Source organism: Bradyrhizobium stylosanthis (genome assembly GCF_001641335.1).
Lineage (GTDB): Bacteria > Pseudomonadota > Alphaproteobacteria > Rhizobiales > Xanthobacteraceae > Bradyrhizobium > Bradyrhizobium stylosanthis.
The window spans coordinates 1,144,629-1,165,897 of sequence record NZ_LVEM01000003.1; the positions used below are offsets into that span (position 1 = coordinate 1,144,629).

The 21,269-nt window shown below is 66.5% G+C and carries 21 protein-coding genes; 9 read left to right on the top strand and 12 right to left on the bottom strand.

The window, feature by feature from the left end:
* Position 1: 1 nt before the first annotated feature.
* Positions 2-862 (bottom strand): sugar phosphate isomerase/epimerase family protein, encoded by an 861-nt coding sequence (locus A7X65_RS25120; protein ID WP_063690125.1) that lies wholly within the window; start codon positions 860-862, stop codon positions 2-4.
* A 123-nt stretch (positions 863-985) separates the two neighbouring features.
* On the opposite strand from A7X65_RS25120, the gene A7X65_RS25125 reads away from it, so the two are divergent.
* Positions 986-1,687 carry a TetR/AcrR family transcriptional regulator gene (locus tag A7X65_RS25125; RefSeq protein ID WP_063690127.1) on the top strand — a complete coding sequence of 234 codons (702 nt, stop codon included), beginning with the start codon at positions 986-988 and terminating at the stop codon, positions 1,685-1,687.
* 149 nt (positions 1,688-1,836) lie between these two features.
* Entirely contained in the window at positions 1,837-3,624 is a 1,788-nt protein-coding gene (locus A7X65_RS25130; RefSeq protein ID WP_063690803.1) for a peptide ABC transporter substrate-binding protein, read from the top strand.
* A 67-nt stretch (positions 3,625-3,691) separates the two neighbouring features.
* Here A7X65_RS25130 and A7X65_RS25135 read toward each other — a convergent pair whose 3' ends face one another.
* Together A7X65_RS25135 and A7X65_RS25140 are read right to left on the bottom strand one after the other, a co-directional pair.
* On the bottom strand, positions 3,692-3,946 hold the full coding sequence (locus tag A7X65_RS25135) for a hypothetical protein (RefSeq protein ID WP_063690131.1): 255 nt from the start codon (positions 3,944-3,946) through the stop codon (positions 3,692-3,694).
* Positions 3,943-4,797 carry a helix-turn-helix domain-containing protein gene (locus A7X65_RS25140; protein ID WP_063690134.1) on the bottom strand — a complete coding sequence of 285 codons (855 nt, stop codon included), beginning with the start codon at positions 4,795-4,797 and terminating at the stop codon, positions 3,943-3,945. Before A7X65_RS25140 ends, A7X65_RS25135 begins: the two co-directional genes overlap by 4 nt.
* A 439-nt stretch (positions 4,798-5,236) precedes the next feature.
* Here A7X65_RS25140 and A7X65_RS25145 point away from each other — a divergent pair, with 439 nt between their 5' ends.
* The 7 genes from A7X65_RS25145 to A7X65_RS25175 all read left to right on the top strand — a co-directional run bounded on the left by A7X65_RS25145 (position 5,237) and on the right by A7X65_RS25175 (position 13,110).
* Positions 5,237-7,144 (top strand): PAS domain-containing sensor histidine kinase, encoded by a 1,908-nt coding sequence (locus tag A7X65_RS25145; RefSeq protein ID WP_063690137.1) that lies wholly within the window; start codon positions 5,237-5,239, stop codon positions 7,142-7,144.
* Positions 7,141-7,812, top strand: a complete 672-nt coding sequence (locus A7X65_RS25150; protein ID WP_063690140.1) for a response regulator transcription factor — start codon at positions 7,141-7,143, stop codon at positions 7,810-7,812. The genes A7X65_RS25145 and A7X65_RS25150 overlap by 4 nt, the downstream gene beginning before the upstream one ends.
* 107 nt (positions 7,813-7,919) lie before the next feature.
* On the top strand, positions 7,920-8,300 hold the full coding sequence (locus tag A7X65_RS25155; RefSeq protein ID WP_063690143.1) for a response regulator transcription factor: 381 nt from the start codon (positions 7,920-7,922) through the stop codon (positions 8,298-8,300).
* A gap of 167 nt (positions 8,301-8,467) precedes the next feature.
* Positions 8,468-10,324, top strand: a complete 1,857-nt coding sequence (locus tag A7X65_RS25160; RefSeq protein WP_063690146.1) for an FUSC family protein — start codon at positions 8,468-8,470, stop codon at positions 10,322-10,324.
* Positions 10,321-10,524: a DUF1656 domain-containing protein gene (locus tag A7X65_RS25165; protein WP_063690149.1), complete on the top strand. Its 204-nt coding sequence runs from the start codon at positions 10,321-10,323 to the stop codon at positions 10,522-10,524. The genes A7X65_RS25160 and A7X65_RS25165 overlap by 4 nt, the downstream gene beginning before the upstream one ends.
* Positions 10,525-10,537: 13 nt before the next feature.
* The gene (locus A7X65_RS25170; protein ID WP_063690152.1) at positions 10,538-11,830 is read left to right on the top strand and encodes an HlyD family secretion protein; all 1,293 of its coding nucleotides are present in this window, start codon (positions 10,538-10,540) and stop codon (positions 11,828-11,830) included.
* A 263-nt stretch (positions 11,831-12,093) separates the two neighbouring features.
* Entirely contained in the window at positions 12,094-13,110 is a 1,017-nt protein-coding gene (locus A7X65_RS25175; protein WP_063690154.1) for a helix-turn-helix domain-containing protein, read from the top strand.
* Between the two features lie 221 nt (positions 13,111-13,331).
* On the opposite strand, the gene A7X65_RS25180 is transcribed toward A7X65_RS25175, so the two are convergent.
* Genes A7X65_RS25180 through A7X65_RS25220 form a run of 9 tightly spaced genes read right to left on the bottom strand, consistent with a single transcriptional unit; the run spans position 13,332 to position 21,237 of the window.
* Positions 13,332-14,267, bottom strand: coding sequence for an acyltransferase domain-containing protein (locus A7X65_RS25180; RefSeq protein WP_063690158.1), 936 nt, complete (start codon positions 14,265-14,267; stop codon positions 13,332-13,334).
* Positions 14,268-14,276: 9 nt separating this feature from the next.
* Entirely contained in the window at positions 14,277-15,227 is a 951-nt protein-coding gene (locus tag A7X65_RS25185) for an AEC family transporter (protein WP_063690161.1), read from the bottom strand.
* Complete coding sequence (mdcB, locus tag A7X65_RS25190; protein ID WP_063690164.1) at positions 15,224-16,105, bottom strand: triphosphoribosyl-dephospho-CoA synthase MdcB; 882 nt, start codon at positions 16,103-16,105, stop codon at positions 15,224-15,226. The genes A7X65_RS25185 and mdcB overlap by 4 nt, the downstream gene beginning before the upstream one ends.
* Entirely contained in the window at positions 16,102-16,782 is a 681-nt protein-coding gene (gene mdcG / locus A7X65_RS25195) for a malonate decarboxylase holo-[acyl-carrier-protein] synthase (protein ID WP_063690167.1), read from the bottom strand. Before mdcG ends, mdcB begins: the two co-directional genes overlap by 4 nt.
* Entirely contained in the window at positions 16,757-17,479 is a 723-nt protein-coding gene (gene mdcE / locus A7X65_RS25200; protein ID WP_063690169.1) for a biotin-independent malonate decarboxylase subunit gamma, read from the bottom strand. Before mdcE ends, mdcG begins: the two co-directional genes overlap by 26 nt.
* The gene (locus tag A7X65_RS25205; protein ID WP_063690171.1) at positions 17,466-18,404 is read right to left on the bottom strand and encodes a biotin-independent malonate decarboxylase subunit beta; all 939 of its coding nucleotides are present in this window, start codon (positions 18,402-18,404) and stop codon (positions 17,466-17,468) included. The genes mdcE and A7X65_RS25205 overlap by 14 nt, the downstream gene beginning before the upstream one ends.
* The gene (gene mdcC / locus A7X65_RS25210; protein ID WP_063690174.1) at positions 18,401-18,718 is read right to left on the bottom strand and encodes a malonate decarboxylase acyl carrier protein; all 318 of its coding nucleotides are present in this window, start codon (positions 18,716-18,718) and stop codon (positions 18,401-18,403) included. The genes A7X65_RS25205 and mdcC overlap by 4 nt, the downstream gene beginning before the upstream one ends.
* A gap of 9 nt (positions 18,719-18,727) precedes the next feature.
* Positions 18,728-20,374 carry a malonate decarboxylase subunit alpha gene (gene mdcA, locus A7X65_RS25215; RefSeq protein ID WP_063690177.1) on the bottom strand — a complete coding sequence of 549 codons (1,647 nt, stop codon included), beginning with the start codon at positions 20,372-20,374 and terminating at the stop codon, positions 18,728-18,730.
* Positions 20,371-21,237: an MBL fold metallo-hydrolase gene (locus A7X65_RS25220; RefSeq protein WP_063690181.1), complete on the bottom strand. Its 867-nt coding sequence runs from the start codon at positions 21,235-21,237 to the stop codon at positions 20,371-20,373. The genes mdcA and A7X65_RS25220 overlap by 4 nt, the downstream gene beginning before the upstream one ends.
* Between the last annotated feature and the right edge of the window lie 32 nt (positions 21,238-21,269).

Sequence of the window (21,269 nt, forward strand, 5' to 3'; positions counted from 1 at the left end):
CTCAGGCATTCCGTGTCTGGATTGCGCCGCCGCCCTGGCGGCCATGATGTGACCTTGACGAACCTCGCGGCCGATCATCGAGCAGCCGTCTTGCTGCATCGAACGCCGTGGCGAGCCGGGTTCGCACCGGCAATGCCGGTCGCGGCATCTCGACGCTGATCGTCGCGTCCGCCGGCAGCGCGTCCAGGAACGCGCCGAGCGGCAAAGCACCCTCGCCCGGCGGCAACCGGCCTTCGCGCGCCTCGGCGATGATTGCCGCATCGTCCACGGGCGCCCGCGCAACTGCGTCGCAGATCTGCGCGGCCCGCAGGTGATGCGCGGGGATCCGGATCAGATCGTCCGGTTGGCCGCCGGAGCGATGGAGATGCAGCGCATCGACGAGAATGGCGCCATTGGCCCTTCCGGCGTCGCTCACGATCGCTTCGGCACGCTGCAGCGAGCCGATCGCGCGCCAGCGCATGAATTCCAGATCGACACGCAGACCGAATTGCCGTGCGAGGTCACAGAGCTCGGCGAAATTCGCAGTCAAACGGCCGGAATCATCGTCGTCTCCCGATGCCGTGACCGCCACCGCGCCGAGATCGGCCGCGGCCCCGAAGATCCCCGCGAGCGCCGGAATATCCACGCCGGGCGTAAGCTGGACGAACTCGATCTCGTTCAGTCGCATCCCCTCGTCGGCGAGCAGTCGCTTGAGAGAGCGGTGCGCATCGGTTCCCACCCGCGTCGGATAGGCCGGCCCGCCGACGATCGCCGGAATCACGCGCAGGCCGATGAAGCTGAAGCCAGCGCGCGCCGCCTCGGGCACGAGCGTTTCGGGCGCAAGGTCCAATGCCGTCAGATGAGCAAGGCCGAGGTCAATCACGATATAATTATCCCGTTGGATAATTATAATTAACCTATGGGATAATTGCTGTCAAGCGCCGCCGATTGCGCTATGGATGAGGGACCAGCAGGCCTGGCCGGACGCAGAGGACCGAACCGCCGGATGACAACCAAGGAAAAGCGAGCCGCCGAGGATACGAAGCAGCCGCCGGTGCGGCGACGCGACAAGGAGCGCACCAGGCGGGAGATCCTGGAGATCGCATTCGCGGAATTCGCCGAGAACGGCCTCGCTGGCGGCAATACCGATGCCATCGCCGCGCGTGCCAACGTCACCAAGCGGCTGATCTTCTATTACTTCAATACCAAGGAGGAGCTGTTCACGGCCGTGCTCGAAATGGCCTATGCGAAGATGCGCATCGCCGAGCAGGACCTCCACCTCGAAGCGCTCGAGCCGGAGGCCGCGATCCGCAGGCTGGCCGAGTTCACCTTCGATTTCGACCAGGCCAACCCGGAATATGTCCGGCTGGTCACGATCGAGAACATCCATCGCGGACGGCATATCCGCGCCAGCAAGAAGCTCAAGGAGATGACGCGGCCGATCGTCAGCCAGATCGCCGCGGTGTTGGACAGGGGCGTTGGCGCCGGTGTGATCAGGCCCGGCATCGATCCGGTCGAGCTGCACATGTCGCTGAACGCACTATGTTTCTTCTCGGTCGCGAACCGGCATACGTTCGAAGCTCAATTCGCGGCTGACATGTCCTCGCAGAAGGCCAAGGCACAGCGGCGGGTCGAGATCGCGGACCTGCTCTGGCGCTACGTGCGGAACGACCAGGGGGCGGCAAAGAGCGCCGCCTCGAAGTCTTGACCGGCGGCGGCGGCCGGCATCGTGAACCGCGGCCTTCGCCATTTCGCCGCAGGCTTCCTCCTTGACACCACGACATCAGACGTCCTGAGCTAGGGTGCACGCAACTTGCATGCTGGTGACGACGTTTTCGTGTGAAGGTGGAGGTCCCGATGAACGAGCACGACATCCGCAACCTGGTGGCGGAGGTGAAGGACGGCACGCTGTCGCGGCGCGCGTTCATCCGAACCATGGCCGCGGTCGGGATCGCTGGCCCGGTCGCGAGCCAGATTCTGCTCTGGAACGACGTGGCCATGGCGGACGCCACGCTTGCCTACAAGCCGACCAAGGCCGGTGGCGGCGGCACGCTCAAGATGCTGCTCTGGCAGGCGCCCACGCTGCTCAATCCGCATTTCGCACTCGGTACCAAGGACCAGATCGCCTCGCGCATGTTCTTCGAGCCGCTCGCCGGCTGGGACAAGGAGGGCAACCTCATCCCGTGCCTTGCCGCAGAGGTTCCAACCAAGGCGAACGGCGGCCTCGCGGCCGACGGCATGAGCGTGATCTGGAAGCTGAAGCAGGGTGTCAGGTGGCACGACGGCAAGCCCTTCACCGCCGACGACGTCGTCTTCACCTGGCAGTACGCCGCGGATCTCGCAACGGCGGCCTACACAACAGGCTCCTACAAGGACCTCCAGGTCGAGAAGATCGACGATCACGCCGTCAAGGTGATCTTCAAGGCGCCGACGCCGTTCTGGGCCGACCCGTTCGTCGGCTCGGTCGGCCAGATCCTGCCGAAGCATCATTTCGGCGACTATGTCGGCGCAAAGTCACGCGAAGCTCCCGGCAACCTGAAGCCGGTCGGCACCGGCCCCTACAAATTCGTCGAGTTCAAGCCGGGCGATTTGATCAAGGCCGAACGCAACATTGACTACCACATCAAGAACCAGCCGCATTTCGACATGATCGAGGTCAAGGGCGGCGGCGACGCGGTCTCTGCGGCGCGCGCCGTGCTGCAGACCGGCGAATACGACTTCGCCTGGAACATGCAGGTGGAAGAAGAGGTCCTCAAGCGCATGGAGGCGGGCGGCAAAGGCAAGCTCGACATCACGCCTTCGGGAAATGTCGAGTTCATCATCCTCAACACGACGGACCCCTGGACCGAGGTCGACGGCGAGCGTTCGAGCGTCAAGACCAAGCACCCGACGCTGTCCGATCCCGCCGTTCGCCGCGCGATCAATCTCCTGATCGACCGCGATTCGATCCAGAAGTTCATCTACGGACGCGGCGCCATCGCAACCGCGAGCTTCGTCAACGCGCCGAAACAGTTCAAGTCCCCCAAGCTGAAATACGAGTTCGACATCGACAAGGCCAACAAGATCCTCGACGAGGCCGGCTGGACCAGGAATGGGGAGGGCTTCCGCGAGAAGGACGGCAAGAAGCTCAAATACGTGTTCCAGACCTCGACCAACGCCCCGCGGCAGAAGACGCAGGCGATCATCAAGCAGGCCTGCCAGAAGGCCGGCATCGACATCGAGATCAAGGCGGTCACCGCATCGGTGTTCTTCTCCTCCGACGTCGGCAATCCCGACACCTATTCGAAGTTCTACGCCGACATGGAGATGTACAACACGACGCAGCCGCAGCCCGATCCGGAGCGTCTATTGAACCAGTGCGTGTCCTGGGAGATCGCGACCAAGGACAACAAATGGCTCGGCCGCAACAATTCGCGCTATTCCGATCCCGAGGCCGACAAGGCCTACAAGGCCGCCCAGAACGAGCTCGACCCGGTCAAGCGCGCCGCGCTGCTGATCAAGGTCGACGAAACCTTCTGCGGGGCCAACGTGTTCCTGCCGCTGCTCTCGCGCCACATCGTCAACGCGAGCGTCAACAACCTGATGATCGATATCTCGGGCTGGGACACCATCACGTGGAATCTGGCGAGCTGGTATCGGGTCTGAGGAGCGGCGCGATCAACGCTTGCTCATCATTGATCCCGAAGGGCGGACGGCGGCCGTCCGGTCCCTTTCAAGTCTGCGAGACCGTTTCCCCTGGGAAGCGGTCAATCGATGCATAATGCGCTGCGCCTGCGGCGACGATCCGGCAGAAATTCAGGGTGAAGCGGCCGTAGAGGGCGCCTGACCCGGGTTCCGAGGATGCGAAGCGGTAGGAGGTGCCGAGACCGCGGGCGATCTCGAACACGCCCATGACCTCGTAGTGCGTCAGTGCCGAGTGTATGCCGAGCAGCGACAGCAGCAGGGCTGGAATTCCGACGCTGGTCACGACGCCCTCGCCTCGGGGCGCGGCAGCGGCAGGAACTGCGCGAGATGGGCGCTCCTCCACTGATAGGGAGTGTCGCCGGCGAAGCGCTTGAACACCGTCGTGAAGTGAGCCTGGGTCTGGAATCCGACGGTCAGGGCGACGTCGACGAGCGAGGCGTCGGCCCGCTGCAGCAGTTCCTGCGCACGCTCGATCCGCCGCTTCAGCAGATAGTCGTGCGGCCGCATGCCGACGGCGGCCCGGAACTGGGCTGCGAAGTGCATCCGGCTGAGGCCGGCGACGGCGGCCAGATGCTGCAGGGTGACCTTAGCGTCGAGATTGTCGTCGATGTACTGCATGACGCGCTTGAGGCGCCATTTCTGCAGCGACCGCACCGTCCGGCCGGTCTGCCCTTCGCGATCGCCATCGACCGGCTCAAACTCATCCGGGCCGGCCACCGCCCGCCGGCTGGCCTTGCGGGTCAGCATGGCCAGACGCAGCGCGTCGACAAGGATGGCGGAATGGGGATGGTGCATGGCCTTGGTGGCCGCGAGCGCATCCGAGAGGCGCCGCATCACGGGGTCCGTGACCTCCTCGGCATCCGACGCCTGGTCGGACTTGGCGGACGCGCAGGCAAGACGCTTCGCGGACACCCTGAAGCTCGGCTCGATATCGGCAGATCCGCGCACGTCCCGCGCGGGCGGCTCGATCGCCAGCGCGACATCCAGATGCACCAGGGAGACCGTGACGGCCTCCTCGCCGGAGCGCGGCGATCGTCGCGATGACCGCAGCTGCGGGCCGTCGATCGACGAGGCGTCGATTGCGGCGGCGACATGATCGTTGACGTTTTGCGGGTATGACATCAGCAGCGACATCGTCGAACCTCCTTGTCCCAGTTCGCACCGGCTGTGCCTGATCGGCTTGTCCGAATGCGATGGGATCAGAGTAATTCGGCGGTCCGTACGCTCCATTCTACGCGCGGGTGCGCGCATAAGGTCTCGGGTTAACCGCGTCATACCTAGGTATTATCGCAGCGCCGCCGCCGGTCCGGAGCGTGAGCGGGACGCCTTGCCCGCGCGCACGAAGGCGTGAGTACGACGTCACGGCAGCCTGCGGTAAGTTGACGCGCCCGAGAGCGGCGAAATCACCGAATTGCCCCGTTCGGCCGGAGAATCCAGTGGTCGGCCTCGCGCCGAATTCAACTTCCCACGAGTTCTTCCACGAGAGCACGAAAATCACCGGGGCGCATATTGTGGACGCGATGAAATCGCGGCATCAACGCCGCTGCGATGAGACGAAACACCGCCTGCGACGATGACTAATCTTGATCGGCCCACGGGCTCATCCATGGGCCGCGCCGGCTTGCGGTTCTGGTCCGCCGTCCTCGCCCTCGCGGTCTTCATGGTCGACGTGCTGACGCCGCTCGAGGGCGCGGTCGCGGTGCTCTATGTCGTCGCGATCCTGCTTGCGGCGAGGACGAACCGGCGCAACGACATCGTGGTTGCCGCAACCGGCTGCATCGTCCTGACCGTCGTCGCCTATCTGACGTCGCACGATCTGCAGACGATCGCCTCGCCTGCCCTTCGCGCACTGGTGAGCCTTGCGGCCATCGGAATCACGACGCTGCTGGTACTGCAGAACCACGCGGCGACGACGCGTCTTGCGGCGCAGGCGCGCCTGCTCAACCTCTCGCATGACATGATCTTCGTCAGGGATCGCGGCGGCGTGATCACGTTCTGGAACAAGACCGCGGAACAGACCTATGGCTGGTCGGCCGACGAGGCCGTCGGGCAACTCGCCGACAAGCTGCTGCGAACCAGCTATGCCGCACGGCGCGAGACCATCGAAGCCGGCCTGCTCGAAACCGGGCGATGGGAAGGCAGGGTCGAGCAGCGGACGAAGGCCGGCGCCATGCTCACCGTGGATGCCCGGTGGGCCCTGCAGCACAACCATCTCGGCAAGCCGGTCGGGGTGCTCGAAACGCACACCGACGTCACCGATCGCGTCGCGGCACACAACGCGCTAGTGCAGAGCGAGCAGCGATACCGCCGCATGTTCGACGCCAGCCGGATCGGCGTCGTCGAGGAAGACTGGAGCGGACTGCGGGCGGCGCTGGATGCGCTACCGGCACAAGGGGCGGAGCTGCGCGATTACATGGCGCGGAATCCCGATTTCGTCCGCCAGGCCCGCGGCCTCGCCAGGATCACCGACGTCAACCCGGCGCTGCAGAAGATGGCGGGAGCAGCAAGCGCTGCGGCCTTCATCGAGAACGTGGACAAGCTGCTGGGCGAGAACGACCGCAGTTTCGTCGACGCGCTGGTCGCATTCGCGCAAGGCGAGCGCTTCCACGAAGGCGAGACCGAACTCGTGCGCCTCGACGGACGCAAGGTGCCCGTGCTGTTCACGATCACCTTTTCGCCGCGGTCCGACGAAGATCATGATGTGCTCGTCTTCGTCATCGACATCACCGAGCGCCGGCAGGCGCAGGACGCGCTGCTCGCGGCGCAGGCCGAACTCGCCCATGCGGCGCGCGTGGCGACCCTCGGCGAGCTCAGCGCGTCCATCGCGCACGAGGTGAACCAGCCGCTGGCCGCGATCGTCACCAGCGGCGAAGCCGGCCTGCGCTGGCTGCGGCGCGACATCCCAGATCTCAAGGAGGTTGCGACGACGATCGGCCATGTCGTTGCCCAGGGCCGCCGCGCCAGCGAGATCGTGACCCGCATCCGCACCTTCCTGAAGAAGGCCCCGCCCGAGCAGGGTGTGCTGCATGTCGGCGAGATCATCGAGGAGGCAACCGAACTGGTGGCGCGCGAGCTCGCCAGGGACGACGTCGCCCTCGTCGTCGAGACGGCGCCCGACCTGCCGCCGGTTCGCGGCGACCGGGTTCAGCTGCAGCAGGTGCTGGTCAATCTTCTGATCAATGCCGGCCAGGCCATGTCGGGCCGGCCCGGCTCCCGCACCATCACGCTGCGCGCCACCGTGGACGGCGAAATGCTTGGGATCACGGTGCAGGACAGCGGCCCGGGTATCCAGGCGGATGACCTGCCGCGCCTGTTCGACCCCTTCTTCACGACGAAGGATGGCGGAATGGGCATGGGACTTGCGATCTGCCGAACGACGGTGGAAGCTCACGGCGGCCGGTTGTCGGTGGCGAGCACCCCGGGCTCGGGAGCGACATTCCACCTGACACTGCCACACAGCCAAGAACACGCTTTGCCATGACACGACCAAACCAGGCCCAACCGCCGGCCCAATCCTCCAGCGCGACCGTCATCATCGTCGATGACGATGCCGGCATCCGCACCTCGCTCGACAGCCTGTTCCGGTCCGTCGGCCTCGAGACGCGGCTGTTCGGCTCGCCGGCCGAGCTGCTCGGCGGCCCGCTGCCCGACGGCCCCGGCTGCATCGTGCTGGACGTCCGCCTTCCGGGCGTGAGCGGGCTCGATCTGCAGGGCCAGCTCGTCCGGCAGGGCATCAGCTATCCGATCATCTTCATGACCGGCCACGGCGACATTCCGATGTCGGTGCGCGCCATGAAGGCCGGCGCCGTCGATTTCCTCTCCAAGCCGTTCCGCGACCAAGACATGCTCGATGCCGTCACCGCGGCGCTCGAGCGCGATACGCTGCACCGCGCCGAAGCCGCGACCAAGGACGACATCCGTGCCCAGTACGAGACCCTGACCGCGCGCGAGCGCGAGGTGATGGGCCATGTCACCGCCGGGCTGATGAACAAGCAGGTCGCCGCCCTGATCGGCCTTAGCGAAATCACGGTCAAGATCCACCGGGGGAACGTCATGCGCAAGATGGGGGTCCGGTCGCTGGCCGACCTCGTTCGCAAGGCCGAGGCGCTCGGGGTCTCCCAAACCCGAAGGACTACGGACCAAACCTGAGTATAATTTCGGCGGGCCCACCCCCGGGTGCATATGGCATCATCGGCCGCGCAAACGGGAGATGTCCTCCCTGCCTTGCGGAACACCGCGGTCAGGATTGTGCGCGAATGGCCCAGAACCCCGTGATTGCGATCGTGGACGACGACGAAGGCGTTCGCACCTCGCTTGCGAGCCTGGTCCGCTCCCTCGGCTACGAGGCCCAGGCCTACGAGTCCGGCGTCGACTTCCTGCAGCATGCGCCGGGCGACGATCCGGCATGCATGATCGCCGACATCCAGATGCCCGTAATCACCGGCGATGAATTGCAGGCACAGCTGATCGCCTCCGGCCGCCGCTTCCCGATCATCTTCATGACCGCATTTCCAAGCGAAATCGTGCGCCAGCGCGTGATGGCGGCCGGTGCACAGTGCTATCTCGGCAAGCCCTCCAGCGGCGACGAGATCATCCGCTATCTCGAGGCCGCGCTGGCCGGCCACGGCCCATCCTGATCCCTCCTCCCCGCCGCTCGCGCGGCGACTTCGTGCCCAACCAGCCGTGCATTCCGGCAACGGGGTTGGTGGACCGGAAATACCGGCACCCCAGGCCAACCTCATAGTCGGCGTCGATTTTATCGACATCGGGGGCGGCACGCCCTGCCGAAACGGATGAGGCACGATTGCCAGTGAACGCCGCCAGTACCGCCGCGCCGCGCCCGCTGGTCTTTGCCGGATTCCCCGCGAGCTCCTGGGCCTTCGCGTTGCGCATATGGCTGGCGATGCTTCTCGCGCTCTATGTCAGCTTCTGGCTCGAGCTGGATTCACCGTCGTCGTCCGCCCTCACCGTGGGTGTCCTTGCACTCCCGACACGCGCCCAGGGCATGGAGAAGGCCGGCTACCGGCTGCTGGCGACCGTCATCGGCGTTATGGCATCCATCGCGATCGCGGGCACGTTTTCCCAGACCGACGGTCTCCTGCTCGCCGTGCTCGGCATCTGTGTCGGGCTTTGCACCTATGTCGCCGGGATGCTGGACGGCAACCGCGCCTATGCGGCGGCACTGTGCTGCATCACCGTCGCCCTGGTCGCCATCGAGCAGATCGACACGCCGCTGCAGGTGTTCCAGACCGGCGTCGCGCGCGGCGCGGCTATCGGCATCGGCGTCATTGCCGTGGCGCTCGTGAACGAGGTTCTGGCCGCGCCGAACTACCATCCGGTGCTCGCAAATCGCATCGAGACGCTGCACCGCCGGGTCACGGACCTCGCACAAGGTGCCGAGCCTGCCTCGGCGCCGGCTGCCGCGAGCCTTTTGCACGATATCGCGGCACTGCGTCCGGAGATTCGCACCCTGGCGACGGAAGCGAGCATCGGGGCGGCAAGAACCGAGGCTGCGCGCTCCGCGCTGGTCGAGATCGTCAATGCACTCTCACTCGGCCGCATGCTTGCCGCACTCCCCGCCGTCTCCCCGGCTACAGCCGGGCTGGTCGCGACGGCTCGATCCTGGCTTCGTACTGAAATCGGCCGAACGAACGCGGCGGTCCGCGACAGCCTCGATGCGCTCCACGAAGGGACGCGGCCGTCTCATGCGTGGCATGCGCCGCTCTATCGTTCGCGCCGCATCGCGACGGAAGCCGCCGTACGGGCCGCGATCTCGTTCACGCTGATCGCGCTCTTCTTCGTGCTGACGGGCTGGCCGGCCACCGACCTATGCCTGTCGCTGGTCGCGGTGATCCTCGCCCTGGGCTCGACGACGCCCGCGCCACGCAGCTTCACGCTGGTGGCAGTGATGGCATTGCCGATCGCCTCCGTGTTGGCGGGCATCCTGAAATATGTCGTGTTCAACGGTGTGTCCGAGTTCCAGCTGCTGGCGATCGGCCTTGCGCCCGTCGTCATCGGCCTCGCGCTGCTGATCACGCTGCCGAACCCGATGCTGTCGTCGCTCGGCCGCCTCGTCCTGGTGTTCACGATCGCCGTCCTCGCACCGACCAATCCGCAGAGCTACGACCCCGAGGTCTTTCTGGTGACGAGCTTCTTCGCCTGCCTGTCGGCGGTGCTGTCCTTCGCAGCGCAGATGCTGCTGCCGCCGCTCCCGGGCGACCGAAAGATTCGGTTCCTGCTGGGGGAGGCTCGGCGCGAGCTGGACCACCTCGGGCGCGGACGAACCCGACACCTCGCGCCGGAAGAAGCTGCGTTTCGCGACGCGGCGCGGATCGAGCAGGTCCTGACCGCAAATGGCGCCGCGCCTCTCGATGGCAAGATCTCGGCCGAAGCGATGCGTTATTTCGACCAGGCTGAAGCCTTGCGGCGTTGCCACGCCGAGCTGGACCGGCTGCAACGCGGTCCGCTCGCCGGAGCAGCGCAGCAGGCTGAAAACGCTCTCGCGCAGCGGAACGGCGGCGCCATCCTGGCGGCCGCCGAGGCGCTGCGCCTGGCGGCCGCGCGAAGCAGATTGTCCGCCGATGCGGCGATCGCCATGCTGATTCCGGCGAGCAGCGCATTCGCACCGTCACAGGCGTCGGGCCGGGGCGAACGGCCATGACGAACACCTATCGGGAGCTCGTCATTGGCGGCGTGCTCATCGCTCCCATCGTCGCCTACGCGGCAATTGCGCTGCTTGCATTCCTGCTGCTCCGCCCGCTGCTGCGCTTCATCGGATTCGCAAGATTGTTCAGCAACCCGTCGCTGGCCGAGCTCAGTCTCTACGTCGCGATGTTCGGCCTGCTCGCATTGTTGGTCTAGGGAGAAAAAAATCATGGACGCCGCCCTGCCCCGGGACGCCGCCCTCCGCAGCGAACCGTCGACCGAAGTCCAGGCCGATACCGCCGATGGCGAGAACGGCCAGGGCATGCCCGAGTCCGTGGCGCGCGACACCGASAATCGCGTGACGGACAACGCCAGGCCCCAGGGACCGGCCACATATTCCTCAAGGCCGCGGCGCGAGGTGCTCACCCATTTCATCGGCGCGGCCGGCAAGCATCTTGCGACCCTCGGCATCGCCCTGATCGCGGTACTGATCGCGGTTGCGACCTGGCAACATTACGTCACCGCGCCCTGGACGCGGAACGGCAGCGTACGTGTGCAGGTCGCCAACGTCGCGCCGCAGGTTGCGGGCAAGATCGTGGAGCTGCGCGTGGCCGACAACCAGTTCGTCCACAAGGGCGACGTCCTCTACGTGATCGATCCGTTCGACTTCGAGGTCGCCGTCCGCGTCGACAAGGCGCAGGTCGAGCAGCGGGCCGCAGACGTCGTGGTGAAGCAGGCCGAGTTCGACCGGCGCCAGCACCTGTCCGATCTTGCGACGACACCCGAAGAGCAGCAGATCTTTGCGGGCAATGCGGCGCAGGCGAAGGCCGCCTATGAGGCGGCGACGCATCAGCTCGCGCAGGCGGAACTCAACCTGAAGCGCACCAGCGTGGTCAGTCCGGTGGACGGCTACGTCACCAACCTGCTGCTGCGCGCGGGCGACTATGCCGTCACCGGCGTCAGCAACCTCTCCGTCATCGACTCCAACAGCTTCTGGATCGACGGCTATTTCGAGGAGACCAAGATGGCACGGGTCTGCGTCGGCGATCGTGCCGAAGCGCAGCTGGTCGGTTATCCCAGGCCGATCCTCGGACACGTGAAGACCGTGACGCGCGGCATCAGCGTATCGAACGCTGCGGCCGGCACGCAGGGCCTGCCCAATGTCGATCCGATCTACACCTGGGTGCGGCTGGCGCAGCGCGTGCCGGTGCGCCTCGCCATCGACACCGTGCCGCCCGATGTGCCGCTCGTCTCCGGCATGACCGCGACGGTGACGATCCGGCAGCCGTCCGTGGTGGGTGGCCAGACCTTGTTCGACCGGTTCCGCGCCATCTTCGTCGATCCCGTCTCCGATCTGTTCGGTGTGGGACGTCCGCCCCGTCCGGATTGCCTGCAGGCGTCGTCGCAACAGCGCCCGGAAGTTGAAACGCTTCCCTATACACGCGAGCCCACGGTTCCGCCGGCAGAGAAGATCGCACCCGGCATCACGCCCGGCATCGATGCCTCGCCGCGTCTTCCCTGAAGCGGGCCGATCCACCTGACCGGGGCGAGACGCATCTCGCGTCTCGCCACACTGCGTCGCCCGCTTGCTCCAAGTGCTTGATCGCCTTGGTCCAATCGAAGATTTTGCGACACCCGGTCGCACCATGTTGCGCTTGCAACATCTAACACCCTTTAAGCATCCGTAACGAGCCTTGCGGCGGCTTCAGACTTATCGTTCGAGCATCAGCCAATTGCATTCTGCACGCCAATGACGGCAGCAGAATCCAGGATACGGGACGAACGATGTTCACTGATCTGCAAGCGGCCGGCGCCTGGTCGCCCTCTCAACCCACCCGTCACGAAGTCGACGCCCCGAGGGAAGCGCGCGTACTCCCCTGCGAGCGGAGATGGCGCCAGCCCGGCCAGATTGCCGGCACTGCCGCCGAGGACATCACGATGTCGCGCTGGATCTGCACGCAAACGGGCATACGGCAGGACGAAGCGACGACACCTGCCGACCGGTACTTCCTCGCCATCGCCTTGACCACGACCCGCCTCAAGCTGAGCAGAGGCCGGCGTATCATCTTCGACGGCATCATGCCGGCAGGAACGCTGTATGTCGGTGCGCCGTCGCAGCAGCTCAGTGCGCGGTTCTGCGCGCCTTACGATTTCCTGCACTTCCACCCCTCCGCAAGCATCTATTTTCCATGCGCGCGGCCCGAAGCTGATCCTGCCGCGTCCGAGTTCCTCAACGACCTCATCCTGCTCCGCGATCCCTTCGCCGAGCAGCTCGCGAAAGCGCTCACCGAGCACGGCCAACTCGCCGATCGGGAATTTGCCCACTGCATCGGCCGGACGCTGGCGATGCACGTCGCCCGGCACGAGCGTCCGCACACGAAGGTCAACGCCCTGGCGAAATGGCGACTGCGGCGCGTCGAGGACTATGTCGAGTCACATTTCGAGCGCTGCATCAGCCTGTCCCAACTGGCCAAGGTCGCGGGACTGTCGCGGATGCACTTCGCAGCGCAGTTTCGCGTCGCGACGGGCTACCGGCCGCGCGAGTACCTGCTGCATGAGCGTGTCGAGCGCGCGAAATCGCTGCTGGCGGGCTCGGACACGCCGCTGGCCGAGGTGGCGCTGGCCGTCGGCTTCTGCACGCAGGCGCATTTCTCGACCGTCTTCAAGCGGGTGACCGGCGAAACGCCCGCGCGCTGGCGGAGCGCCATGCGGAACGCGTCAGCTTCGTCCGGCGTCGCCGACGGCGATCCCCACGTCGAGACGCAAGGCCTGTCCCGCGTGTTGGGCGCGGACCTCTCGTGAATCATGCGAAATGAGAAACAGCAGGGCTTCGTGAAATACTCCTGCTGCGGGATCGGCGATGGTGTGCGTGTTACGTGACTGAGTCCCCCAAGTCACGGCTCGAGCCTTCCTCCTCCCTGGGCATACGAGCATTTCAGGGGCCGTCCTTCCCCAAGGGACGGCCCCTTTTTTTCGCCACCACAAACGCAATCGACTGTATCGTCCGTCGAGGCCCGTCGATGCTAGGAGCTGAGGTGCCCCCTGAGCCAGGCGCGGACGCCCTGAAGACTTCTGAAATCGTCCAGGGAGTGCGCCGGAAGCTTGGGCGCGACGTGGGCGGCCATGCCGCTCAGTGCAGGGCCCGGACCAAGCTCGAGAAACCCGGTTGCATCCGCTTCGACACAGGCTTGCAGGCAATCGGCCCATTGCACGGTCTGTGAGATCTGTGCGGCAAGCTTGTCGAGACCGGTCTCGCGCGAGAGGACAGGAGCCGCATCGATTCCACTCAGAATGCGCGCGCCGGTCCGCGGCGGGAGCGACACCGGCACCTGGTTCAAGACTTCGCGAAATGCGACAGACGCTGCAGCGAGCCGCGGCGTGTGCGAGGCAACCTCGACCGGCAGGGCGACGATCCTTGCCGCGTGCATCGCGCGCACGTCTGCTGCGATCCTGTCCAGCGCCTCACGGCCACCACCGACGACGAAGGCATCGCCGGGATTGACGATGGCGATCGCAGCACCGTAGCGCTCGCAAAGGCGCGTCACCTGTTCCCGCACAAGGCCGCGGACGAAGATCAGCCCGTCGCCGGCATGCGTGGCCGCGTCCATGATCTCCGCGCGGCGCGCCACGAGGTCGAGCGCGGCGATTGCGTCGAACAGGCCGCCGACGCCCCAGGCCGCGACCTCGCCAACGCTGTAGCCGGCAACGATGACACCGCGCGGAATAACATCGCCGAGCGCGGCCGCAGCAGTGAGCGCCTGAAGCGTGCACAGGATCTGGCCGGCGCGGTTACGATGCAGGTCCTCGTCCGGTTCTGTGCGGACGAACTCGCGCGGATCCTTGCCGAGCAATGTCGCAGCATGCGCAAACAGGGGCGCGGCTTCCGGGGCATCGCCGGTGAGCGCGAACATCTCCCGGTGCTGCCTGCCCTGCCCCGAGCACAGAATCGCAAGCGTCATGGTCGCGGCCTAATGGGGAAAGAGCGTCGCGATCGCAATCGCGAGCGGCACGATGCTGAAGCCGGTGCTGGCGATGACCATGGAGCCGATCGTCGCCGAGTCCAGCCGGTAGTTGACGGCAAACAGGATGCCGAAGAAGCCCGAGGGCAAGGCCGCGAGGAGGATAGCCGTCCTCGCGACATCGGGCGTGAGGTGCAAGGCGTAGACGATCGCGACGGCGAGCAGCGGACGAATGACGTCGGCGGCTGCCGTTGCGGCAACCACCCGCCAATCGAGGCGAAGCGACTGGGCCGACAGGACGAGACCGGTCAGGAACAGCGCGACGCCCGCAGCCGCGTTCCCGATCAGGGTGAGACAGGCATGGACAAGCGCATTGAGGTGCAGGTCGAACAGCGAGAAGGCGACGCCGAGCGCGGGCGCCCACACCACCGGCTTGACGAGCGCGCGCCGCACCGCCGTCAGAACCGGCTGCGACGGCGCATCGGCGCCGCTGAGCTTGGCGATGCTCATCTCCACAATCACGAGGGTCAGGGGGCTGACCAGGATCGAGCCGGTGGCGAGCGCGACGGCGACCGGGACGACGCCGGCCGGCCCGAGCACGGTCGACAGGATCGGCAGCCCGACGCCGGCAAGATTTGGGAAACCGACCGTCAGCGCCTGCACCGACGCGTCGGACCGCGTCACCGCAAAGAAGCTGCGCTCGAACCAGTACCAGCCCAGATAGATGACCAGCATCGTCACGCCGAACACCAGGAACACGGGCGCCTGCCCGGTGATCCCCTCGCGCGGGGCCGATGCAGTCGCGGCGAACAGCGAGGCCGGCAGCGCGAAATCCATCACGAGGGCATTGAGACCTTCGACGTGATTGTTGTCGACGATGCGGGCCTTGCCCGCCACGAATCCCAGCAGCAGCACGAAGAACACCGGCACCAGCGCCATCAGGATCACGCCGGACGTCATGGGCCCGGACTTTCACAGGCATCGACGAAGAGCGTCATCGCCAGCAAATCGGCCGATCCGCCCGGACTGAGACGACGGGCGACGAAGCCGTCATGGATCGCCTGCGCGCGGGCGCGCCAGCCGGATGCGCGGACACCGCCCGCAGCGATGAAGCCGCGCGCCGCATCACGCGCAAAGCAAAGTCCGWCGAGCCCACCGCGATGCAGGAGGTTGGTGTCTTCGACGGAGGCGATCAGGGCGAAGCACGCCTCGACCCGTGCGGCTTCCGCATCTTCCGGCACCACGGACGCCGCTCGCTGCAAGGCCGGCAGACCGATCCGGTAGACGCTGGGAAATCCGCTCGCGGCCTCGAGGCGCGCGCCGCCGGCACGAAACCGCCGACGGGCCGCGCTGCCATGGCTGTGCAGCAGCACCGGACCGTCGAGGATGCTCTCGCCCCACAGGCGCATCACGACACCGCCGAGGGAAAGTCTGGGATCGGCGAGCCCGCCGGCTCTCGCCCCCGCCGCCGCACACAGCAGGCCGAGCCCGAAGATCGCGCCGCGATGCGTGTTGACGCCCGAGGTCGCCGCGAGCATCGCGCGCTCCGCCTCGAGGCCAATGATCCGCAGCCGCCCCATGCCGCAGCCGAGCGCGCCCGCATCCGCGAGACCTTGGAGATAAGGGGCGATGGAAGCGGCGCTGCGGCGAAACGTGCCGGCATCCATGTCGTCGTGACTGCCATTGTCGATATGGCTTACGAGCCCCGGCTTGGGCCAGGTTTCCAGCTCCTCGACGAGGCAGCCGGCGGCGACGGCGCCGATCGCGGAGACGTCTCGCGCAATGCCCGGCCGGCGCTGAACGGGCCGTTCGAACCTTCGTGCAACCGCGGCGGTCATGATCCCTTCGCTCCCGCAATGAATCGATCCCGGTCGAGCAGGACCACGCACTCGATGCTCTTGACCAGCAGCTCGCTCGCGCCGCCGTGGAATTCGCGCCAGTTCACCGCGGCACCGTCGGCACCCATCAGCTCGCCATCGAGCCGCATCGGCGCATCGCTCTCGATCGCGGCAAGGTCGATGACGAGACGATCCAGATCGGTTTCGGGGCGGGTCTCGAACAGCAGGTCGAGATCCGAGCCCGCAGTGACGTAGCCAAGCCCGGTCAGCGCCTCCCATGCGAGGCTGCCGAACACGCGCACATGCACCGAGTGGCGAAGCGCGAGCTCGTCGATCCGGTCGAGCGTCGGCCGCCAGGACGGCGGAGCAGACGCACGCGCCTGTCTCAACGACGGCGGCCGCGCAACCCTGACGATGTCGTCGAGGCCGGCGAGAAGCGAGAGCCGCTTCTTGCCGGCAGAGGGAGGCAACGGCAGGCCCAGCGCGAGGCCGGTTGCCTCGGATGGCAGTGCGCGCCGCCTGACCGTCGGCCAACCCAGCTCCGCCCAGTGCAGCACGAGGGGATCGCAGGCAAGATCGCCATGCGGATCGAGCATCGCGCGCCATCCTTCCGGACGGACAAAGACGAGATCGTGACGGCCGGCGAGCCGCTCAGCGTGCTTGCAGGGCGAGGTCACGAACGCGCTCCGCGATATCGGCGGCCTTCAGCCGGCCACCACGCGCCTTGCCGAGCGCATCCCGCCCGTCACGCACGGCCGGCATGTCGGCCAATAGCGCCTCGAGCTGATCGGCGAGTGAGCCGTCCTGGCTCCATGTCATGTGGACCGCGCCCATCTGCGCGAGATTGGACAGGCCCGGCGCGAACACCGGCGTCGACTTCGCCTTCTCTTCCAGAGCTTCCATCGACAGCTTGGTGACCTTCGCCATCGACGGCAGGTCCATCACCGCGGGATCGGCGCCGGGCAGTCCGACCAGGACGCGGGTCGCAAGCCCCGTCGCCAGCAGCGCGCCCGCGGCCGAGTGACCGTAGAGCAGGCCGATGGTCGGACGACCGTTCGTGTCCGCGTGGATCAGCACCTTGGCCAGATGCGCGAGGAATTCGTTGAGCCCGAGCAGCTCGTCGCGCTTGCTCATGCGCTGGCTGTCGCTGTCGACCAGCACCAGGATCGGGCCGCTGTCGCGGCCGATCGACCTCAGGACATGGCCGGACAACCGGATCGCCTCGTCGACGCCCAGCGCAGTGCGGCCCGCGACACCGAGGACGAGCATGTTGGCACCGGATCGCAGCGTCGTCGAGCCGAGCAGGACGCCCTTGTCGTTCCTGACCTCATGCCCGTCGGGGAAGAGCGAAGAAAGAATCTCATCGAGCGTCACGGCTGGTCCTCCCGATCCTGTCGGCGAGCGCAATGAACTGATCGGCCGGCAGTTCCGGAACCGTCTCGGCATGCGCGATGCCTTCCGCCGTCCAGATGTCGACGGCATCCTGACAGGCGCCGTAACGGCGCAACCGGTCGGCAAGCCGCTCCTGCTCGGCCGTGAGCTTGTCGAGGCCGAAAGTTCCGACCAGACCGATCAGCTCCAGCGCGGCTTCGCGGAAATCCTGCACATTGTCATCGGCAAAGACGTCGGCGGCGCCGAGCAGCCGGCGATGCTTGCCGCCCATGGTGCGCCAGACCAGCGCGCGGTCGCGGGAGTCGAACTCCTCGACACCGCGATTGGTCTCGATCACTTCGGGGCCCGACACTGCGATGCGCCCGGGCTCGGAAACGGCGAGTGCCGAGCAGCAGCCTGCAATCAGGCCGCCGCCGCCATAACATCCGGACCGGCCGCCGATCAGGCCGATCACCTTGACGCCGGCGGCGCGTGCTTCCATCACCGCCCGCATGATCTCGGCGATGGCGAGCTCGCCGGCATTGGCTTCCTGCAGCCGGACGCCGCCGGTGTCGAACAGGATCAGGACGGGGATCGTGCCAATCTCGCGCGCGGCGCGGAGCAGCCCGGTCAGCTTGGCGCCGTGCACCTCGCCGAAGGCGCCGCCCATGAAGCGGCCCTCCTGCGCGGCGACGAACACCGGCGATTCGTCGAGACGGCCGTGACCGACGACGATGCCGTCGTCGAACTGCTCGGGCAGATCGAAAATCTTCAGATGAGGACTGACCTCGCGCTGCTCCGGGCCGATGAACTCGACGAAGCTGCCGGCATCGAGCAGCAGTTCCAGCCGCGTGCGGGCCGACGCCTCGTAGAAGCTGGTGCTGCGGGCGCGCTCGGCCGGTGTGATGTCCTTGAGCGGCGCGGTCATTGGCCGTTCTCCGCGATCAATCGCACCGCCTGCGCCAGCCGCAGCGAAACCGTATCCGGGCGCGCGCCGCCGTCATTGATCGAGAATCTCAGCCCGCCCGGCGAATGGCGCTCGACGAAATCGCCGATCACCGCGGTCCACACCTCTCCGAAGCCGATCGCCGCGGTCTTGATGTCGATGGCGCATTCGGTATCCGGCAGGACGCGCTCGACCAGGACTTCCAGATTGCCCGAGGCGACCACGCCGACGATCGCGCTCGTCCTGCTGCCGCCAGCCCGCGCGCTGACGCTGTGCTCAAACCTGAGATCTTCCATGGCCCGTCCTCACCAGTTCCTGAATTTCGACGGCGGCGAATAGAGTCCGCCCGACCAGCGCACCAGATCCTTGATCGAGCGCGCCGCCAGCATGCTGCGGTCCGCATCGAGCGGATTGATGCCGAGATCCTCGGGGCGACGGATCACGCCGCGCTCACGCAGTCGCGCGACCATGCCGTGGTCCCGCCGGCGGCCGACATCGGTGTAGCCGGCGACGCCGCGGATGGCCTGCTCGCGCTCCTGCGCCGTGCGGCACAGCAGCAGGTTGGCCACGCCCTCCTCGGTGACGATGTGCGTGACGTCGTCGCCATAGATCATGATCGGCGCGAGATCGAGGTTCAGCTTCTCCGCAAGCTCGATGGCGTCGAGCTTCTCGACGAACAGCGGCACGTTCTTGTCCCCGAACGTCTCGCCGATCTGCACGACCAGCTTGCGGCCGCGGCGCATCAAGGCAGAGCCGTCGGGATCGGCCTCGGCTCCCGCCTTCAGCCAGGGCTCGCTCGGATGACGCCGCCCGCGGGCATCCGCTCCCATGTTCGGCGCGCCGCCAAACCCGGCGATACGGGACGCCGTGACGGTGGACGAATTCCCCTGCAGATCGATCTGCAAGGTGGAGCCGATGAACATGTCGCAGGCATAGAGACCGGCGGTCTGGCAGAACGCGCGATTGGAGCGCAGCGAGCCGTCGGGGCCTGTGAAATACACGTCGGATCTGGCGCGGATGTAGTCATCCATGCCGACCTCCGAGCCGAACGAATGGATCTGCCGCACCCAGCCGGACTCGATCGCCGGGATCAGCGCCGGATGCGGGTTCAATGCGAAATGGGTCGCGATCTGGCCCTTCAGCCCCAACCGCTCGCCGAAGGTCGGCAGCAGAAGCTCGATCGCGGCCGTGCTGAAGCCGATGCCGTGATTGAGCCGCTGCACGGCGTAGGGCGCATAGATCCCCTTGATCGCGAGCATCGCGGTCAGGATCTGGCCCTCGGTGATCGCGGCCGGATCGCGCGTGAACAGCGGCTCGACGAAGAAGGGCTTGTCGGACTTGACGATGAAATGGACGCGGTCCGCCGGGATATCGACGCGCGGCACCGCGTCGACGATCTCGTTGACCTGGGCGATCACGACGCCGTCCTTGAACGCCGTCGCCTCCACCACGGTCGGCGTGTCCTCGGTGTTCGGGCCGGTGTAGAGATTGCCTTCACGGTCGGCGCTGACGGCGGCGATCAAGGCGACGTGCGGCGTCAGGTCGATGAAGTAGCGGGCGAACAGTTCGAGATAGGTGTGGACCGCGCCGAGCTCGATCTTGCCGCCGAACAGCATGCGGGCGATGCGCGCCGATTGCGGCCCGGAATAGGCATAGTCGAGGCGCTTGGCAACGCCGCGGTCGAACAGGTCCAGGTGCTCGGGAAGCACGACGCCCGACTGCACCATGTGGAGATCGCTGACCTTCGCGAGATCGACGGCGAGAAGCGCGCGGCTGAGCAGATCGGCCTGCTTCTGGTTATCGCCCTCGAGGCAAACCCGGTCGCCCGGCCTGATAACGGCCTCCAGCAGATGCGTGGCGTCCTGCGCCTCCACGAGCTTGCCGCGCGCGAAGCCGGCGCCGGCCGCGATCCGCGCATCGCGCGCGGCACGGTTGTTCTGCCAGCCGGTCATGGCTTCCGCTCCTTCGCGGCGTTGGCTCCGCTCCAGAGCGACCCGGGATTGGCACGATCGGGATAGAGCGCCAGCATGGCCTCATAGAGCTCGCGCGGCGATGCGGTGGCCTGGTCGAGGCGGTTGAAGTCGAGCAGATATTGCCGGGTTTCCGCAATGTTGCGCGGATCGTCGTCGTTGTCCGGCTTCTTGTGCCCGGCGATCACGAAGCGCGGCTTCAGCGCCTCGAGCCGGTCGAGCGCGGCGATCCACTCCAGCCGGCTCGCGGTATCGGTCTCGGCAAGATAGGGATGAATGCCGTTGTAGACGGTATCGCCGGCAACGATCAGGTCGAGAGACGGAACGTGCAGCGCTGTGGACCTGGCCGTATCGGTCCGGCCCATGTCGATGACGGCGAGCTTGTGTCCTTCCAGCGTGAGCTCTCCGGCCAGTGGCTCGGCCGCGACCAGACGCTCTGCGATCTCGCCCGGGAAACGCTTGCGCCAGAAGCCATCGAGCGAGGCCGGCGAAAGCTGGGCCTTCATCTCGCGGACGACGTCGGGAGCGGCTACCGCCCTGGCATTCGGAAAGCGGTCGAGCAGCGGCACGAGACCGAAGAAATGATCGCCGTGGCCATGCGTGACATAGATCGTCGTGAGATTACGCCCGTGCGAAACGACCCAGTCCAGCAGCGTCTTCGACTGGCTTGCGGTGAGGAACGTGTCGACGAGGATCGCATCCCGCTCGCCGTAGATCAGCGTCGACGAATTGGCGACCCACATCAGGTCCGGATTGCCGGACGGCAGCTCGCGGCTCAGTCCGGCCCGCTTCACCGTCATCACCTTCCAGGTCAGGACGGCACTGGTGGTCTCGATCACGCTCATGGAATGCTCCGGGGTGGGCGGTCAGGTCGGCG

Bases quoted from the DNA above. Each gene is read 5' to 3' on its own strand.
- A7X65_RS25125 (WP_063690127.1), top strand. From the start codon at position 986: ATGACAACCAAGGAAAAGCGAGCCGCCGAGGATACGAAGCAGCCGCCG.
- A7X65_RS25130 (WP_063690803.1), top strand. From the start codon at position 1,837: ATGAACGAGCACGACATCCGCAACCTGGTGGCGGAGGTGAAGGACGGC.
- A7X65_RS25140 (WP_063690134.1), bottom strand. From the start codon at position 4,797: ATGTCGCTGCTGATGTCATACCCGCAAAACGTCAACGATCATGTCGCC.
- A7X65_RS25145 (WP_063690137.1), top strand. From the start codon at position 5,237: ATGACTAATCTTGATCGGCCCACGGGCTCATCCATGGGCCGCGCCGGC.
- A7X65_RS25150 (WP_063690140.1), top strand. From the start codon at position 7,141: ATGACACGACCAAACCAGGCCCAACCGCCGGCCCAATCCTCCAGCGCG.
- A7X65_RS25155 (WP_063690143.1), top strand. From the start codon at position 7,920: ATGGCCCAGAACCCCGTGATTGCGATCGTGGACGACGACGAAGGCGTT.
- A7X65_RS25165 (WP_063690149.1), top strand. From the start codon at position 10,321: ATGACGAACACCTATCGGGAGCTCGTCATTGGCGGCGTGCTCATCGCT.
- A7X65_RS25175 (WP_063690154.1), top strand. From the start codon at position 12,094: ATGTTCACTGATCTGCAAGCGGCCGGCGCCTGGTCGCCCTCTCAACCC.
- A7X65_RS25180 (WP_063690158.1), bottom strand. From the start codon at position 14,267: ATGACGCTTGCGATTCTGTGCTCGGGGCAGGGCAGGCAGCACCGGGAG.
- A7X65_RS25185 (WP_063690161.1), bottom strand. From the start codon at position 15,227: ATGACGTCCGGCGTGATCCTGATGGCGCTGGTGCCGGTGTTCTTCGTG.
- A7X65_RS25205 (WP_063690171.1), bottom strand. From the start codon at position 18,404: ATGACCGCGCCGCTCAAGGACATCACACCGGCCGAGCGCGCCCGCAGC.
- mdcC (WP_063690174.1), bottom strand. From the start codon at position 18,718: ATGGAAGATCTCAGGTTTGAGCACAGCGTCAGCGCGCGGGCTGGCGGC.
- mdcA (WP_063690177.1), bottom strand. From the start codon at position 20,374: ATGACCGGCTGGCAGAACAACCGTGCCGCGCGCGATGCGCGGATCGCG.
- A7X65_RS25220 (WP_063690181.1), bottom strand. From the start codon at position 21,237: ATGAGCGTGATCGAGACCACCAGTGCCGTCCTGACCTGGAAGGTGATG.